We start from the raw sequence: 16,320 nt of genomic DNA on the forward strand, positions 1-16,320 counted from the left end.
AGAAAACATGGCAGAAATCCTTTGAACCAATGCAAAAAACAGTTGCGTCTTTGCAAACACTTGATTTTTCCAAATGTTCTGAAAAAGAACTACTCGCTCATTTGCAGACACTTATAGAACAAGGCGCAGAACAATGGTGTCCACTCATTTTTATTGATTCATTTGACGCAGAAGGGAATCAATTTCTTGAGGCAGAAATAAAAAAGCATACCCCTCAGCTTCTTTCTGAACTAGGAACACTCACTACTCCTTCTGCAATGTCGTATTCACAACGAGAAAAGCTTGCATTTTTGAAACTTGCTCTTCTTGCTTTGAAGGAAAAAAATATTATTTTGAAAGCAAAAAAAGCAAAAGAACTTTCATCTTCTCTTCAAAAACTACTTCACGCTCATGAGCAGCAATTTTATTGGAGTAAAAATAATTATGCACACATTTTCTATCTTGATGCACAATTCTTTTTGAAAGAGTTGCAGAAACTCTTGTCTTCTTCTTCTGAGAAACAAATTACTGATGAAATTCGTCGTATTGAGACATCATCCACTACGCAACTCAAAAAACGAGACCATCTGCTTTCCATTGCTCCTGTTTCTGTTCAGAGTATTTGTTATTTCTTCCAGAAACTGACTGTGCTTCGCGACATTCGCAAGGAAAAACAATGCATTTTGGTGATGTGGGTGAAGTTGCTCAGTCAAGCACTTGCAAAGAAAATGAATTGCGATCCTGTCTTGCTTGAACGAATGGTATACTCGGAAATTCCCAGGCTTTCCACTGATCGAAAACAATTTCTTAAGGAACTTCAGGAACGAACAGAAGTTGTGTATGTGATGTCTGATTTGCATGATACTGTTCTCTTTACCAATCAAGAAGCAGCCCAGCTTCATACTTTTCTTGAATCCAAAATTTCTCCGTCTTCTGGATTGAAAGGTATGGTCGCGTCTTCTGGAAAAGCAGTAGGAATTGTTCGCGTGATCAACAAAGTCTCTGAGTTTGGAAGTTTTCAGAAAGGAGACATTCTTGTTTCCGCGATGACACGACCAGAATTTTTACCAATTATGGGAAAAGCAGCAGCAATCGTGACTGATGAAGGGGGCATTACTTCTCACGCAGCGATTGTTTCTCGCGAATTAGGGATTCCATGCATTATTGGAACACAAACAGCGACTCGTGTCTTGAAGACTGGGCAGAAAGTTGAAGTTGACGCAGTCCATGGGATTGTGACAATATTGCACTAATCCACGTCACAATATTTATAAATTCCTCAGAACTTTCTTTTTTTCATGACAACTACAAAAACAAACACCCCTTTTCTTAGTATTCAGGACGCAATGAACCACGGCAGTGGCGATGTCTCTATTCGTGGCTGGGTCTATCGAGAACGAGGGAGTAACAAACTCAAATTCATTACTTTACGAGATTCTTCCACTATTATCCAATGTGTTATTGAAAAAGATATTGTTGGAGAACAAAAATTTACTACTGCTGACAAAGTTCAAATGGAAACATCCATGGAAATTCATGGAACTATCAAAAAAGATGACCGCGCGCCAACAGGCTATGAAATTGCGGTGAAAGATTTCATTGTTGTCGGTTCTTCAGATTCTTTCCCTATTAACAAAGACCAAAGCGTTGAATTTTTGGCAGATAACAGACATCTCTGGCTTCGCAGCAGAAAAATGACTGCTGTTTTAAAGATTAGAAGCACTGTTTTTGGCGCGATAGATGAATACTTTCGCATGAACGGATTTTATGAATATCATTCTCCTATCTTTCAGGCAATCCAATGTGAAGGAGGAAGCACGCTCTTTGAAGTAGATTATTTTAAACAAAAAGGGGTCTTTTTATCCCAAAGCTGGCAACTGTACGCTGAACCCGCGATTTTTGCGCTTGAGAAAATTTATACTATTTCTCCTTCTTTCCGTGCAGAGAAATCCAAAACAAGCAGACACTTAACAGAATACTGGCACGCAGAAATGGAAGAAGCGTGGGCTTCATTTGATCAAATTATTGACCATGGCGAAGGGGTTTTGAAACATATTGTCAAGAAGGTTCTTGCTCAAAATCAGGCAGAGTTGAAGATTCTTGAGCGAGATCAACAGAAATTGATTCCCGCAACGCAGAAAGCTTTTCCTCGCATGACGTATGATGACGCTCTTGTTATTTTGAAAAAACAAGGAATGGACGTGGAGTGGGGTAAAGATTTGCGCACGATTGAAGAAGATGTTCTTAGTAAACTCTACGATACTCCTATCGCAGTTACGCGATATCCAAAAATTGTCAAAGCATTTTACATGAAAGAAGATCCAAAGAATCCAAACGTTGTTCTTGGCGTTGACTTTATTGCGCCAGAGGGATATGGCGAGATTATTGGCGGCTCTGAACGAGAAGCGGATATTGAAAAAATCAAAGAACGCTTGACTGCTCAAGGAGAAAATCCAAAAGAATATGAGTTCTATCTTGATACTCGACGGTATGGTTCTGTGCCGCATGGTGGTTTTGGGATGGGCGTTGAACGAGTTATTGCTTGGGTTTGTGGACTTGAGAATATCAAAGACGCAATTCCATTCCCGCGAACGATGATTCGATGGAAGCCATAACATATTTTTAGTTTTTTCTTCATTTTTTAGATTCGTTCTTTTTTGTACATCTTGTTTCCAAATGAAATGAATACAAATTCCTAAAAATTCACCATCCCAATCGGAGCAGAGCTCCGGGGTATCGGTGAATTTTCTTAACGGAATTTGTGTCATTACGCTCATGGGTTTTCGAATCCGCAGCAGAGCTGCGGGGTATTAAACCCATTAGGTAATAAATAATAAAAGCATAGGGATTCTCAAGGACTGTAAGGCGATTCAAACAATGGTAAGGCAAATTTTCCTATTAGCAAAGAAAATACACGCACTTGCAAAAGCAAAATGTCAGGGGGACCCATGCAACGCGGAGCATTGCAGGGGGTTATTTTTACATATTATTAATCAAAGAAATCTATTAAATCTTGAAAGAAACAAAGATTAAATCAAAAAATCTCTAATACGAATCATCTTGCGTGCTGTATGCTTGTTCGCTTGCATCATTTCTGTCCATCTCTTCTTCTGCAGCTTCACACGTCATGTAGGTGACTCGCGCGACCATACGACCATGACTCATTACATATTCCTGCTTCCCAACTGTACAGACATCCTGTTCTAAGCATGTTCCTCGCGCTTGGCAATCTCTTTTGAGAAAAGGGCTGATAGCCATCGCTGTGGGTGTATCAGAATCTAAATATGATTGTTCTTCGCCTTCAGTAATCTTAATGATATACTCATCCATTTCATTTGATCCCCAATATTTTCCTTCTGTTGCGGTCATCACGAAAAGGAACGCAAACGCAAGAATTGCAAAACCAGCAGTTACTGTTTCTGCATGAATTTTTTTATGATATTTACTCATTCTGGAACTCCGATCGATCGTCACTCAAATATAATCGTGGGATTGCTTTATCCTTTCCTTTTGACATTCCATCCACTTCTTCTCTGCATTTTTGGATCTCATCCCACATCCACTTTCCATAAAGATCTCTTCCGTATTTTTTTAGGCACTGTTCAAATTTGTATGATTCTCCTGCAACTGCGCCGGTAAGCGTCGTATCCTGTTTTCCAAGAAATGAGAATGAGGAGAGTACCAATAATCCAATAAGCGCAATTGCACCAATTGTTACAACTTTTCTTTCACTTTCGTCCATTCTGTTATTTTTGAGGAAATTAGTATATAAATATGTCGGTTCATGAGTATTAATCTTTTTTTAGAATAAGCGCTTGAGAATAAAAAGAAAAAAAAGATGGAGTCAAGTCACCTCAACTCCATGTTATATCATTATCTCTTTTTTTTCTTTTTACTTCCAGACTTCTTTGCTGCTTTCTTTTTCTTTGCTGCCATTTTGACACCTCTTTTTATTTCTCAGAGAGTTTCCTCTCTTTGATCATTTGTTTTTTTTATGACTTGCGCTGTAATAATTTGTTTTACTCATCTGTTTCAGAATTTGTTTTGTTTTTTTTTGCGCACTCATTTTGTTTTTCTAACAATTTTTTTTAATTTCTCTTTTATGGACAATCTCATATATAAACATTTCGAATTCTAAATTTTTTTCCTTATCTTTTTTTCAAAAAATTTGAAACAAAAATTATTTTCTTTCAAAAATTTTGAACATTTTCCCAAACATATTTATTCTTGCTTCACTTATTTTTTTTAAAGAGGTGTTTTTGTGCAATCATACAAACTGTACATTAATGGGAAATGGGTTAATTCCTCGTCGAAAAAGACGTTCACAAGCAAAAATCCCGCAAATCCAAAAGATATTCTTGGAGTTTTTCAAGAAAGTACCTCTGCTGAGGTTTCTCTCGCGGTTGCTGCTGCCCAAAAAGCGTTTGTCCAGTGGAGCGCGCTTCCTGCTCCACGGCGCGGAGATATTCTTCTTCGTGTTGCATCGCTTCTTCGGCAGGAAAAGAAAAAGCTTGCTGCTCTTGTGACGAGAGAAATGGGTAAACAGTATATAGAAGGTCTTGCGGATGTTCAAGAAGCAATTGATGTCGCGGAATATATGGGCAGTGAAGGAAGGAGATTTTTTGGATCTACGACGCCAAGCGAGCTTCCTCAAAAATTTTGCATGACTGTTCGCAGACCGCTTGGCGTTGTTGGTTTAATCACTCCATGGAATTTCCCCATCGCAATTCCTGCATGGAAAATTATGGCTGCGTTGATTTGTGGCAACACTTGTGTTCTCAAACCGTCGAGTGATACGCCGCTTTGCGCTTTGACGTATGTCCAGCTCCTCGAAAAAGCAGGTGTTCCTCGTGGTGTTGTCAATGTGGTGACTGGCGATGGCTCTGTTGTTGGTGACGCTCTTGTTGCACATCCACAAGTTCGCGCTCTTTCTTTTACAGGATCCAAAGACGTTGGTGCACATGTTCTTGCACACGCAGGCATTAAAAAAGTTGGTTTGGAAATGGGTGGCAAGAACGCAATTATCATTATGGATGACGCGGATCTTCCTCTCGCTGTTGAAGGAGTTCTTTGGGGCGCGTTTGGCACGACGGGGCAACGTTGCACTGCCGCAAGCAGAGTGATTGTGCATAAAAAAATTCAGAAACAATTTGAACACTTGTTGTTGAAACAAGTTCGTGGGTTGCGGGCAGGAGATGGCATGCATTATAATTTTGGTCCTCTTGTCAACCAAGCTGCACTTGAAAAAACAGAAAAGTATGTTCAGATTGGATTGCAGGAGGGCGCGCAGCTTCTTTTTGGAGGGAAACGAATTTCTCACAAGCAAGGGTATTTTCATGAGCCGACCATCTTTACTCATGTTCATCCGTCTATGCGGATTGCTCAAGAAGAAATTTTTGGTCCAGTGTTGAGTATTTTGACGTGCACCACTCTTGCGGACGCGATCCGAATTGCGAACGACATAGAATATGGATTAAGCAGCGCATTATATACACAGAACATTCGTAACGCGTTCCTCGCGATCGAACATCTTGACGCAGGGATTACCTACATTAACTCCAGCACGATTGGCGCGGAAGTGCACTTGCCATTTGGCGGGGTGAAGAAAACAGGCAATGGCACGCGAGAAGCCGGTATCTTGGGGATTGATGAGTTCAGCGAAGTGAAGACGGTTTACATAGATTACAGTGGCAAATTACAAAATGCGCAGATTGATATGTTTGCGCGGAAATAGTGTGGTTCTTGTGCGTGTATAAGTCACAACACATAAAAAGCACGCTTTCTTCTTTCTCTCTCTCTATGAATATAGAAGTGTTGTTGGGGATTGAACCTACTGGTGTTGAGGATGGTAAATCTCTGTATAATTTAGAACTTGAAGTGAAAAACAGAAGGTATACCGCACGTCTCAGTCTCGAACGCGCAGAACTTCATATTGTCGCAATGAATGTTCTCTCTGTTATTGAAGGAAATAGTATTCGCAATCCTATCTATGTTTTTAATTGGAAAGGAGAAGATGAAAAGCAGCGAGCCAGTACTATCGCATCTCTCACTGAAATGCTTTATCATCGAGAAGCATATCTGCGCGCATTTGGAGTAGATCAAAATGCATCTTTCCCTCATCCAGAAGCTTAATAAATTCTAGACGCCTTCTTTTTTTCATGAAATTCTCCCATCTCGCAGACTGTCACATTGGTTCTTGGCGAGATGAAAAACTCAACAGCTTATCGACAGACGCATTTATTCGCGCATTGGATATTTCCATGCAGGAACAGGTTGATTTCATCTTGATTGCAGGAGATATTTTCAACACAAGCCTGCCTGCGATTGAGAAACTCAAGACAGCCACCAAGAAATTGAAGCAGGTTAAGGATTATGGCATTCCTGCCTATATTATTCCTGGCTCTCATGATTTTTCTCCTTCTGGAAAAACAATGCTTGATGTGCTTGAGCATGCTGGTCTTTTCATTAACGTGGTGAAAGGAACTGTTACTCCGGAAAATAAACTGCAACTTCGCTTTACCATTGATCCGAAAACAGGCGCGAAAATTACTGGCTTGCTTGGTCGAAAAGGGAGTTTGGAGCGACGCTATTATGAAACACTTGATCCGACAAACATTGAGCAGGAGGAGGGGTTCAAGATTTTTCTTTTCCACACTGCACTTGCAGAACTTAAACCTGTGGAGCTTGAAAAAATGGAGGCACAGCCTGTTTCTTTTCTCCCGAAGAATTGCAATTATTACGCAGGAGGGCATGTTCATATTGTGAAGCACGCGTCACTTCCTGGCTATCAGAACCTTGTCTATCCTGGTCCTCTCTTTCCCAACAGCTTTTCTGAACTCGAAAAATTACAAAACGGCGGCTTTTATCTTTATGATAATGGCAATCTTCGGTATGTACCAATCGTTTTACATCCAGTTATTGCGCTTTCTGTTGTTGCTCATCATTGTTCCGCGCAGGATGTGTACAAGATGCTTTTTGACAACATTACTTCTTGCGATCCAAACAACGCAATTGTTCTGCTTCGTGTTACTGGGGAACTTTCTGAAGGAAAATCCAGTGATATTGACTTCAAAACATTGCGCGATCTCCTTGAACAGCGCGGCGCATGGTCTGTACTGAAAAATACTTCTTTGCTCAAAACAAAAGAATTTTCCGCAATTACTGTCAAAGGAGCAAGCACACAGGATATTGAGGAAAAAGTGCTTGCAGAACACATTGGACAATTTTCTTCCTCGCTTTTTTCTGCTGAAGAGCAAAAACAATTGACTCTGCAATTATTGCATCTTCTGAATACAGAAAAATTAGAGGGAGAAAGGGTTGCTGATTTTGAGAATAGAGTTCGAAAGGATGCGCAGGACGTTATTACACTTTAGATTAAAGCAATAGTATATTCGTTTCTATCCAAATATCCAAGAAAATATTTTTGCGAGAATTCCTTTGCTCTCTTTTGGTTCTTCTGTTGTTGTGCTTGTTTGTTCTTCGTTATCTTTCGCGTCTATTGAAAGACCGGTGACATCATAGCCGCTAATTCTTACGACGGTGCTGTCTCCTACTTCTTTCATTGCCACTTCTTCAACTTCACCTGTTTCTGTTTCTTCTTTGTCACCAAAATAAAATTGAACGACTGTTTCTCCAATAATCTCTTCTTTTATTTCACTTTCTTTCTCTTCTTCCATTCCAGAATAGATAAATTCGCATCTATCCCCTGTTTTTGATTCACTGTTGACAGGATAGACTTCCTGTACATATATGGTGATGCCATCTACAGTTACTTTATCTCTTCGATCGACGACCACTGTTTTTCCATTGACCTTGAAAATACACGCGCTGTCTTCTTGTGTATCTCCAGTACTGACGTCGATAAGGACGATGGATTGCTCTGCCGCGAGGGCGATTGTACTTACTGTAAGAATGCCTATTAAGAATAGAATCAGTGCACTTTTTATTTTCCGTTCTTTTTGGTGTTTCATCTTTTTTTGATGTTTGTTTATTTCTTTGAGAACCATTCTATATATATTTTGTTTTTATTGTGAAATTTGGGTTTACTTCGGACCAAAGGTCCGTAGTATTACGAGCATAGCTCGAAATAATACCCCCCTGCTTGCTGTGACCCAATTTCACAATTCCACAGACGCACCGAATTGCGAGCGGGCAATACTCTGCAGCTTGCTGCGATTGGGATGCCCTGCGAGCGGTGCGTCTGTGTTATTATGCTCCTTTATCTTCATTTTGTCTTTATTCTATATCAAAAAGACCCCATTGCACAATTCTTTCGCCATACTCTGAGCAAAGCTCAGAGAACTTTGATCAGAGATCAAAGAATTGGAAGCGAGATCAAGTACGACCATTTCGAATCTTCGATTCGTAATGAATTGGAACACGTTCCAATCACTCACTCCGTTCGGTCGTACGCTCAACTACTGCTCTTATTCGCAATGATGGTTTATGTTGTTTGTGCAATGGGTCCCCCTGACACTTTGCTTTTGTTTGCGCGTGTCTTTATTTATTCTGCTGAGCGATTATAAACTATTTTTTCTTCTTCTTACTCTAACCCAATCCCTTCGAATGTTAATTTCTCCTGCATCCCATTTCGTCCAACACGTTCAATATCTTTCTCTGCGTATTCTTTGAATAACGGCGTCTTTATTGGTATCGCAAACCGCGCGAAATTACTGGTAATCACTGCTTCTCCTTTATCGAGACTTGCGATATTCCTGCCATCCTGACTGAGATCTTGCGCAGCGCTTTCGATGATTGCCTGGCGCTCCGCCGCCATTTCTGTGCCGAGAATTATTTTTGTATTCATATTCGCAAGAATTTCCCGTGGAATCAAACTTGGCAGCTGCGTGATCGCGCATAATCCCACTTGGAACTTTCTGCCTTCTCTCGCGATCGTACTAAAGATGTTTCCTCCTCGTTCAATCACGTCTTTTCCTAAGACTCGTGGCGCTTCTTCTAGCACGATTGAGATAACTGGTTTTTGCCTGAGTGTGCCGAGGCGTTTGTACTGCTGATAGCGCTGCAAAATTTCTGTACTGATCATGGAGCCAATCAACAATTCTGTCGCTCCTTTGAAACTTGACGTATCTATTATGACTGTCTTTTTCTCTTCCAATTCTGTGGCAATATCTTTTATTGTTGTTTTTCCCGCGCTCAAATCAAAAATTCCTTGGCTGTTGAGTTGTTGTCCATTCCATTCTAAATCCAACAAACTCAGAAGACGTCGTCTTACCACTGTTACTGTCGCTTCATTGAAATTGCCTGTTCTTTCTAACTGCACATTCATAATGATCTTTTCGATCCATGTATTCCCATACTCTCTGTAATACGCGTAGAGCGCTTGTTCCTGCGGATCGCTCCACTGCACCACTCCCGCAAAATGCTGTGGCTTAATCAGTGTAATATTAATTCTCAGTGTTTTCGCGCCAATCGGTGGATCTTTTGGAGTATAATAACTGACTCGCTCTTTGTAGGGGTGATCTTTGAGACCAATTCCTTCATGGTCTCTGCCGTAATACTCGTCGTGCGGATCAAGGACAAGAATTCCGCAATACTCCTGTTTTGTCGCGTCCCAAAGCATGACTGAAGTGAGGTTTGATTTTCCTTTTCCTGTTGTCGCGCTAATAAGAATGTGGTGGCTGAACACTTCTTTTCCTGGAAGATACACTTCAACAGGCAATGTTTTGCTGCCGCTTCGCAATTTTCCCATAAATAGTGGTTCATCAGGCGTTGTCATAAACGCGACATCTTCTTCTCTTATTTCACGGACTGCCGCGAGAAACGGTGGAAGCGCTTTGCACGCGCCAACGCTTTCGTTTTGTATACTGATGATTCCTTTTGCCACCGCGAGCTTGTAATTTCTTAGCTCTGGCTCCATAATCTGTATTGTTTCTTCTTCAAAGAATTCTTTTTTTGTTCCATTTTCCAGTTGCATGCCCGAAATCAATTCGACATGCTGCTCTGAAAGCTGGCTGCCATAAATAAGATCAAAAACCTGCAACAGTATTTTTTGTCCATTCGCTTCTGCGACAAGAAGTTCCCCTAACTCAATATCCGCGCCTGCTTTTTCCCGAATGAGTATTTTTCCAATCTCTCCACGGATGACAAGCCCTTTTTTCATAGATTTTGTGATCGCTGTGCGCTATATAAAGCTTTAGATTCGTCTCCACTCTGGAATGGAAAATTATATAAAGATTGTTCATTCATGTTTTCTTAGGGATGACCAGTGGCAACGACTTCTAAAGATAACAAAGAGAATCCTGTCTTGAAACAGGAAAAAGACCGGCTTGCGCGCGAATTTGTTCATCTTGAAAAGACACAGAAGACAGGCATGCTTTCTTCTCAGGAATATTCCACCGCGAAAAAATCCCTTGAAAAAAAACAGCGTTTCATTGAACAAAAAGAAAAACAAGAAACCGCGAAAGAGAAAGCTGTTGAAGAAATATTAGGCAGCGCGTCTATTCTTCCTGTTTCGAGTAAATCTTCTTCATCTTTACCTCCACAGGATCAGGTTTCTGACAAAAAGCGCCATCAGAAATATTTTATGAAACTCGATACTCCTAAACAGCAGCCTTCCCCTGTATTAGAAAAAACTAAGTTAGAAAAAACTAAGGGAAATCTCAAGGAAGATACAAAGGAGAACCTCAAAGAAAATCTAAAAGAGCATTCTAAAAAAGGATATGATAAACATTCTGATAGAAAAATTCTTAAGAAAGCAGAAAAGAAAAAAGAGCCAGAAACTCCTGCAGTTCAAATTATTTCTGTTGATAAGAAGCCAGTAGAGCAGCATCCTCAGCCAGAACAACATCAGCACGTCCATAGGGAAACTTCATCTGCATCCAGCTCATTTGGTTCACCAATACAACCTTCTCTTTCTTCAGAAGAATACAAAGATATTGATGACCTTACTCCTGATGATGAAAATCACTGGCGCTTCGCGCTTGCGTTGTTGACGATCTTTCTCTTGATTTTACTCTATGTCAAATTCACGTCGTATGGAAATGCCGCTGATGTTATTACACTGGACGCCTATCTTGATCCTACTTCCTCTTATAGCAAGGATATGTATCTTGCGCTTCAGTCTCTCATTGGAGAATACGGCGATGCGCTCTGGGTTGATTATCATCTTATCGGCGTCACGGACCACGCGATTCTTGTGAGTCACGCCATGTTTTGCGCGGAGAAAGAAGGCCATGGGACAGAATATCTTTCGTATTATTTTGCTCAGGATGTTCTTGCATCTGACATGGAAAGTATGTTGTCTTACGCAACTGCTCTCGGTCTTGACAGCGCCGCGTTTGAAATTTGCCTCTCTGATACCTCTTATGCCACACTTTATGCGGAACAGCAAGCGCAGGCAAAAGAACTTGACATCACCTATACCCCCACTCTTCTTGTGAATAATAAGAAAATAGTTGGCGCAGTTGGCGCGGACGCTATTCGCGTTGTTCTGGATCAGGAATTGACAAAGATTGGATAATGGATAGCTTTTGAGCGTGTCCATAGAGCGATAGGATTAAATAGTTCTTTCTCTTAAGCGATTGCATGAGCAAGAAGCGCAAGAAGTTGGATCAGCCTTTGAACACTACACTTGATAAGAAAGATGCTTCGATATCTCCTTCTTCTCCTCACGCGCTTCATCATTCTGTCAAAGATGATATTATCGCTGTTCTTCGTAACGGCATTAAAGCATTGCTCAAAGGAGATCTTGTCGCGCTTCGTGAAGAAAGCGATCACATCATTCACTGCTCCGCGATATTTCAGCGCCAAGAGTCCATTCAAACAGCTGTTGTTATTTACGCGCTCGCGAAAATTCTCGAACGAGGAAAAACCATTGACGCAAAAGTGATTGCGGCAATAGAAAAAGCAATTAGTTTTATGCAGGCAGATAATCTTCGCGGTTTTAATACAGAAATCAAAGCGATTTATGACATGATCGGCGCTGTTGATGATCAGCTCAGCATGTACATGCAGCACGTTGTTACAGAAGCGCAAATCAAAAAAGGGTCACGTATTTATGAGCACGGCATTTCTCTTGGACAAACTGCGCAGATCTTTGGTTTATCCCAATGGGAACTCATGAAATATGTGGGAAAAACTCGTGTCAGTGAAGAGGCAGGGGACATTGTGCCTATTCGTACTCGCATTACTTTTGCACGAACACTCTTTAATTCAAATGGTGTTTTGCGAGGTACAGGAAAATGACTAAAGCACTTGTCTTTGATACAGGGCCTATCATTAGTTTGACCATTAATAATCTTCTTTGGGTTCTTGAGAGTCTTAAGAATGAGTACAAAGGAGAATTCTATATCACTCCTGCAGTCTATGATGAATTGATTAGCAAGCCCTTGAATACGCGCAAGTATAAATTAGAAGCACTTCAAGTTTTACCTTATATCACAAAAGGAACGCTTAAGATTTACAACAATCTTCCCATGATCAGCATTGCAAAGGATGTCGCGGATTACGCGAATCATTCCTTTGAAATTGATGGTAATTTTATTGAAATTGTGCACAAAGGTGAAATTGAAGCAGTCGCAACAGCAATTTCTTTACAGGCAGACGCAATTGTTATCGATGAGCGAACAACGCGGCATCTCATTGAAAGTCCTGAAAAAATCGCGTGGCACATGGAAAGCACTATGCATCAAAAAGTTTTGATTAACAGGCAAAATCTCAATAAAGTGAAAGAACTTGTTGGCACATTACGGGTTATTCGCTCTGTTGAACTCGTGACCATCGCGTACGAAAAAGGATTTCTTAATCGATTTACGGATAACGCATCGACAAAAATTGTCCCTAATATTAAACAGGCTGTTCTTGAAGGAGCGCTTTGGGGTGTCAAATTAAATGGATGTTCTGTTAAAGAGCAGGAAATTGTGGATATATTGAAGATGGAGAAATAAAAAATATTTTCGTTCTTACTTTCTCTTCTTTGGTTTCCGGAGAATAATTTTACTTAACGAAAGCGCTTCTTTTTCAAACTCTTTTGTTTCGTTTCTTAATTCTTCAAATGTGGGGATGTGTTTCTTTTCCTCTTTCTTCGCGCGGAGAAGCGCAGGGACTTCTCTTGCTTTAATTTTTATTCTTTGGCGAAGCTTGAGCTTGTTTTTTGGTTTCTTCGTGTTTTTTTTCATGCTTCTTTTTTCGACTTTCTTTACCATTATCTCTTATTTTGTGTTATCGTCCTATTTAATAATTTCTAAATTAATCATCGTTTGTTTGTATTTTTGAAAGAGTTTCTTATTATTGCTCATAGCATTCTCTCATGAATCTCCGCTTTCCCTATTGACGAACAGGGTGATTCACTTTGTCTTCACTACTTTTATATATTCCACTCTTTCTTTGTACTGCATGGAGAAGGCTCAGTTGAACGTAATATTCAAACAATTGATTGCTATTCATATAACTGACTATTTTCCAAAGAATGGAATAATACGTACCCGTTATTCTACTGATCCATCAACATGGCTCAGAGACACTGTTCATTTTTCTCTTAATGAATCAGCAGGATCTATCTCTGCATTTAGTTCGCCAAATATGAGAGGTTCATCGTGGTCAAATGAAAAGTTTGCAATCTTGATCCCTTTTGATAAATTATACACTCAATCTAAGAATCAGTTACAAACTATTAGCGTCACAGATACTTATTTTCTTGGAAATATTACCATTCCTCCAGGATCTGTTTTTCTTGTTCTTGGACATGGCATCTCAGACGCAATCCATAATGGAATAACTACTCAAGATGAAGTTTTTAGTCATTTCGGTGATATGAGCTCTCCTGCCGCGAAAAAAAAGACTGTATTTTATGTTAAAAAAATTAACGGTGTTGAATACATCATTTACAATTATTGGGAAAATGGGAGTGTAGGAGAACTTGTGAAACAAGTTGTTGTACAAATGGGGTTCTCAACTCATCTTAATATACCTTGGCGTATTTTAAATGATGCTCTTGGTCCTGCGTTCAAGCAGCATTCTGATCATTGGACTTCTGATATGGAAGATTTTGGGGCTCTCACAAAAAATATGGAAGAAATAGTTGATTATATCTTTATTTTCTTGAAACGGTTAAAAAGCAAAGGAGTTACTTTGCCGTTAGTTAATATACATGGTGATCTTGACTTCTCCATTCATCATGATAACGAATTAACTGACGCAAAAAGGAAAAAGTTCAGAAGCATACTTTTATATCAAGACTTTTCTCATGAAGAATTAGAGGGTGCTCAAATCCTTGGTAATTCTCTTATTTATTCATCTTATGAAATTAAACTAACATTACAACTGCCATTGCGCCGTGGTTTAGAACTCCTTCAACGGGTTCCTGTTGAATATCATAAAACGATACAGACCTATTTGAGAAGCTATCAAGCAAAAGTAAAAAAACAACTTCCAAAAGAAGTTATTACCCTTTGCCCAAGTTTGTTAAAATTACTCGAGCAGAGCTTTTAGGGAGTGAAAAATGGTGTTCCTTTCTCCTTCTGTCTTGCTTGAATATATGCTCATTTCATTAAAGCAACCTTTTTATATCTCAAAGTTTCTTATTTCTTCATGGAAAAAACTGTTGGGGACTTTTTCATGCTCTTTCGTCCATTGGGCATGAAAGAACGCGAACTTGTCAGCCATGTCAAAGACTATGTCGATGCCGCTCAGCTTCGTGATCTAATCTCGCTTCTCAAACAAAAAAAGATTTCTGCATCTCTCATGTACCTGCCTATTTCCAAAGATCTCTTCGCGCAGACAGAACAATGTGTTATCTTTAAAGCAGAAACACAAGACTCTGAGGTTCATGAATATATCCTTGAGGCAAATCAGGCAATACAAAAAAAATTCTTCAAAAAACAATACGCCTCTTTCGCGGAACATGCTCCAGAAATCTTGCCGAAACTTATCGCGCCGCACATTATCGGGCATGATGTCATTAAACATGCTGTATCCATTCAGCTTTTCGCTTCAGAACCAATCCACATTCTTCTCCTCGGTGATCCAGCTATTGGAAAAACTGACATTATCAGAAGCATCGCTGATTTTCATCCAATCTCAACCTACGGACTAGGTTCTGGTATGAGTGGTGTTGGTCTCGCGGTCACTACTATTGGCGATGTTATTGAACCAGGATTATTGCCGCAGGCAGATCAGGGCATCTGCTGCATTGATGAACTGAATTTACTTAAAGAGGAGAGCCGTGGCGCGTTGTACAACGCAATGGAAAAAGGATTTATTACGTATGACAAAAAAGGAAAACACCTCAAGCTTGACGCGCGTGTTCGCGTGCTTGCGACAGCAAATCCCATTGGTGATAAATTCATAGGAAAAACTGTCGCAGAACTCAAAAAACAAATTCCTTTTGATGACGCGTTGCTCACTCGATTTCATCTTGTATTTCTTGTTCGTAAACCAGACACGTATCAATTTATGAAAATAACCGACGCGATTTTGAAGCAGAAACACGATACTGGACTGACAAAAACAGATCTTGAATTCATCAAAAGTTATGTTTTCCACGCAGAACAACTGAAGGTAACATTGCCTGAGGTTTATCATCAAGACATTGTTTCTTTTGTTGGAGAGCTCAAGAAAAAGGAAAGTAAATGCCTTTTTGAGATTTCTCCTCGGCTTGTTGTTGGACTCATTCGTCTTGTGCAGGCTCGCGCACGAATGTGCTTGCGAGAAAAAGTAAAACAGGAAGATATTGACGCAGTAAAGGTAATTGTTGAACGCGCGTTGAAGATTACCTGATCATTTTCAATGAATCTCTATGATAAACATATTCTTTGAAAAATTTAAGCAAACTATATATAGAAGAATATGTGCATACCCCTTATGGAAACAATAACAATTGCAAAAGATGAATATGAAGGAATGAAGCATGAATTAGAATCATTGCGAAATACTGCGCTCTATAAACGATTACTTGATTTTGAAAAGAACATTGCAGAAGGAAAGAAATTTACACGGAAAGATCTTGGTTTTTAGTTTCCATAATGCTTTTCTTCAATCGGGAGATGGTTTTCTTCTGTTTTTCTGGACTTGTTTTCATCTCAAATTCAAAAACATAAATTTCATCCGTTTCTTTTTTGTGCTTATAATAAAGACGAAGAGGAGGATGTTTGTTTTTAACTTCATACAAAAAAAGTTTGGAATCCAACAGTTCTCCCGCATATTGTCCGAGAAGTTCAATTTTGTCAAGCATTCTGGTAAGGATTTTTCTGATATGACTGTTTGATGCTTCTTTTTGAAGTTGTTTGACAATAATTTCATCAAAAATTAAGGGGTATTTTTTCTCCATCACTAAATTATGAGAATAGGAATATTTAATGGTTTAGAAATAATTTCCACAACGTT

Annotated in this window: 17 protein-coding genes; 11 read left to right on the forward strand and 6 right to left on the reverse strand. The window is 39.6% G+C overall.

Annotated elements, in window-relative coordinates:
* Window positions 1–29: 29 nt before the first annotated feature.
* Window positions 30–1,232: a hypothetical protein gene (locus HZC31_04040; protein ID MBI5002531.1), complete on the forward strand. Its 1,203-nt coding sequence runs from the start codon at window positions 30–32 to the stop codon at window positions 1,230–1,232.
* A 93-nt stretch (window positions 1,233–1,325) separates the two neighbouring features.
* Window positions 1,326–2,594 (forward strand): asparagine--tRNA ligase, encoded by a 1,269-nt coding sequence (asnS, locus tag HZC31_04045; GenBank protein ID MBI5002532.1) that lies wholly within the window; start codon window positions 1,326–1,328, stop codon window positions 2,592–2,594.
* A 430-nt stretch (window positions 2,595–3,024) separates the two neighbouring features.
* Here the strand turns inward: asnS and HZC31_04050 are convergent, their stop codons facing one another.
* Window positions 3,025–3,429, reverse strand: coding sequence for a hypothetical protein (locus tag HZC31_04050; GenBank protein ID MBI5002533.1), 405 nt, complete (start codon window positions 3,427–3,429; stop codon window positions 3,025–3,027).
* Window positions 3,422–3,721, reverse strand: coding sequence for a hypothetical protein (locus tag HZC31_04055; GenBank protein ID MBI5002534.1), 300 nt, complete (start codon window positions 3,719–3,721; stop codon window positions 3,422–3,424). The genes HZC31_04050 and HZC31_04055 overlap by 8 nt, the downstream gene beginning before the upstream one ends.
* A gap of 519 nt (window positions 3,722–4,240) precedes the next feature.
* Between HZC31_04055 and HZC31_04060 the strand changes: the two genes are divergently transcribed.
* The 3 genes from HZC31_04060 (at window position 4,241) to HZC31_04070 (ending at window position 7,352) form a co-directional block, all read left to right on the forward strand.
* Window positions 4,241–5,713, forward strand: a complete 1,473-nt coding sequence (locus HZC31_04060) for an aldehyde dehydrogenase family protein (protein MBI5002535.1) — start codon at window positions 4,241–4,243, stop codon at window positions 5,711–5,713.
* A 65-nt stretch (window positions 5,714–5,778) separates the two neighbouring features.
* The gene (locus HZC31_04065; protein ID MBI5002536.1) at window positions 5,779–6,111 is read left to right on the forward strand and encodes a hypothetical protein; all 333 of its coding nucleotides are present in this window, start codon (window positions 5,779–5,781) and stop codon (window positions 6,109–6,111) included.
* 26 nt (window positions 6,112–6,137) lie between these two features.
* Window positions 6,138–7,352, forward strand: a complete 1,215-nt coding sequence (locus tag HZC31_04070) for a DNA repair exonuclease (protein MBI5002537.1) — start codon at window positions 6,138–6,140, stop codon at window positions 7,350–7,352.
* 24 nt (window positions 7,353–7,376) lie between these two features.
* Here the strand turns inward: HZC31_04070 and HZC31_04075 are convergent, their stop codons facing one another.
* Both HZC31_04075 and HZC31_04080 read right to left on the reverse strand, forming a co-directional pair.
* Entirely contained in the window at window positions 7,377–7,985 is a 609-nt protein-coding gene (locus HZC31_04075) for a hypothetical protein (protein MBI5002538.1), read from the reverse strand.
* Between the two features lie 536 nt (window positions 7,986–8,521).
* Window positions 8,522–10,099: an ATP-binding protein gene (locus HZC31_04080; GenBank protein ID MBI5002539.1), complete on the reverse strand. Its 1,578-nt coding sequence runs from the start codon at window positions 10,097–10,099 to the stop codon at window positions 8,522–8,524.
* A 105-nt stretch (window positions 10,100–10,204) separates the two neighbouring features.
* On the opposite strand from HZC31_04080, the gene HZC31_04085 reads away from it, so the two are divergent.
* The 3 genes from HZC31_04085 to HZC31_04095 all read left to right on the forward strand — a co-directional run bounded on the left by HZC31_04085 (window position 10,205) and on the right by HZC31_04095 (window position 12,884).
* On the forward strand, window positions 10,205–11,458 hold the full coding sequence (locus HZC31_04085) for a thioredoxin domain-containing protein (protein MBI5002540.1): 1,254 nt from the start codon (window positions 10,205–10,207) through the stop codon (window positions 11,456–11,458).
* A gap of 65 nt (window positions 11,459–11,523) precedes the next feature.
* Window positions 11,524–12,183 carry a hypothetical protein gene (locus HZC31_04090; protein MBI5002541.1) on the forward strand — a complete coding sequence of 220 codons (660 nt, stop codon included), beginning with the start codon at window positions 11,524–11,526 and terminating at the stop codon, window positions 12,181–12,183.
* On the forward strand, window positions 12,180–12,884 hold the full coding sequence (locus HZC31_04095; GenBank protein MBI5002542.1) for a hypothetical protein: 705 nt from the start codon (window positions 12,180–12,182) through the stop codon (window positions 12,882–12,884). The genes HZC31_04090 and HZC31_04095 overlap by 4 nt, the downstream gene beginning before the upstream one ends.
* A gap of 15 nt (window positions 12,885–12,899) precedes the next feature.
* Here HZC31_04095 and HZC31_04100 read toward each other — a convergent pair whose 3' ends face one another.
* A complete protein-coding gene (locus HZC31_04100; protein MBI5002543.1) occupies window positions 12,900–13,142 on the reverse strand; it encodes a hypothetical protein in 243 nt (80 codons plus the stop codon).
* 190 nt (window positions 13,143–13,332) lie between these two features.
* On the opposite strand from HZC31_04100, the gene HZC31_04105 reads away from it, so the two are divergent.
* From HZC31_04105 to HZC31_04115, 3 genes are all read left to right on the forward strand, one after another.
* Window positions 13,333–14,427 carry a hypothetical protein gene (locus HZC31_04105; GenBank protein ID MBI5002544.1) on the forward strand — a complete coding sequence of 365 codons (1,095 nt, stop codon included), beginning with the start codon at window positions 13,333–13,335 and terminating at the stop codon, window positions 14,425–14,427.
* Window positions 14,428–14,526: 99 nt separating this feature from the next.
* On the forward strand, window positions 14,527–15,714 hold the full coding sequence (locus tag HZC31_04110) for an ATP-binding protein (protein MBI5002545.1): 1,188 nt from the start codon (window positions 14,527–14,529) through the stop codon (window positions 15,712–15,714).
* Between the two features lie 84 nt (window positions 15,715–15,798).
* Entirely contained in the window at window positions 15,799–15,951 is a 153-nt protein-coding gene (locus HZC31_04115) for a hypothetical protein (GenBank protein MBI5002546.1), read from the forward strand.
* Here HZC31_04115 and HZC31_04120 read toward each other — a convergent pair.
* Window positions 15,926–16,264 (reverse strand): hypothetical protein, encoded by a 339-nt coding sequence (locus HZC31_04120; GenBank protein MBI5002547.1) that lies wholly within the window; start codon window positions 16,262–16,264, stop codon window positions 15,926–15,928. The two genes, HZC31_04115 and HZC31_04120, sit on opposite strands and share 26 nt — an antisense overlap.
* Between the last annotated feature and the right edge of the window lie 56 nt (window positions 16,265–16,320).

It is taken from the genome of Candidatus Woesearchaeota archaeon (assembly GCA_016214075.1).
Lineage (GTDB): Archaea > Nanobdellota > Nanobdellia > Woesearchaeales > DSVV01 > JACRPI01.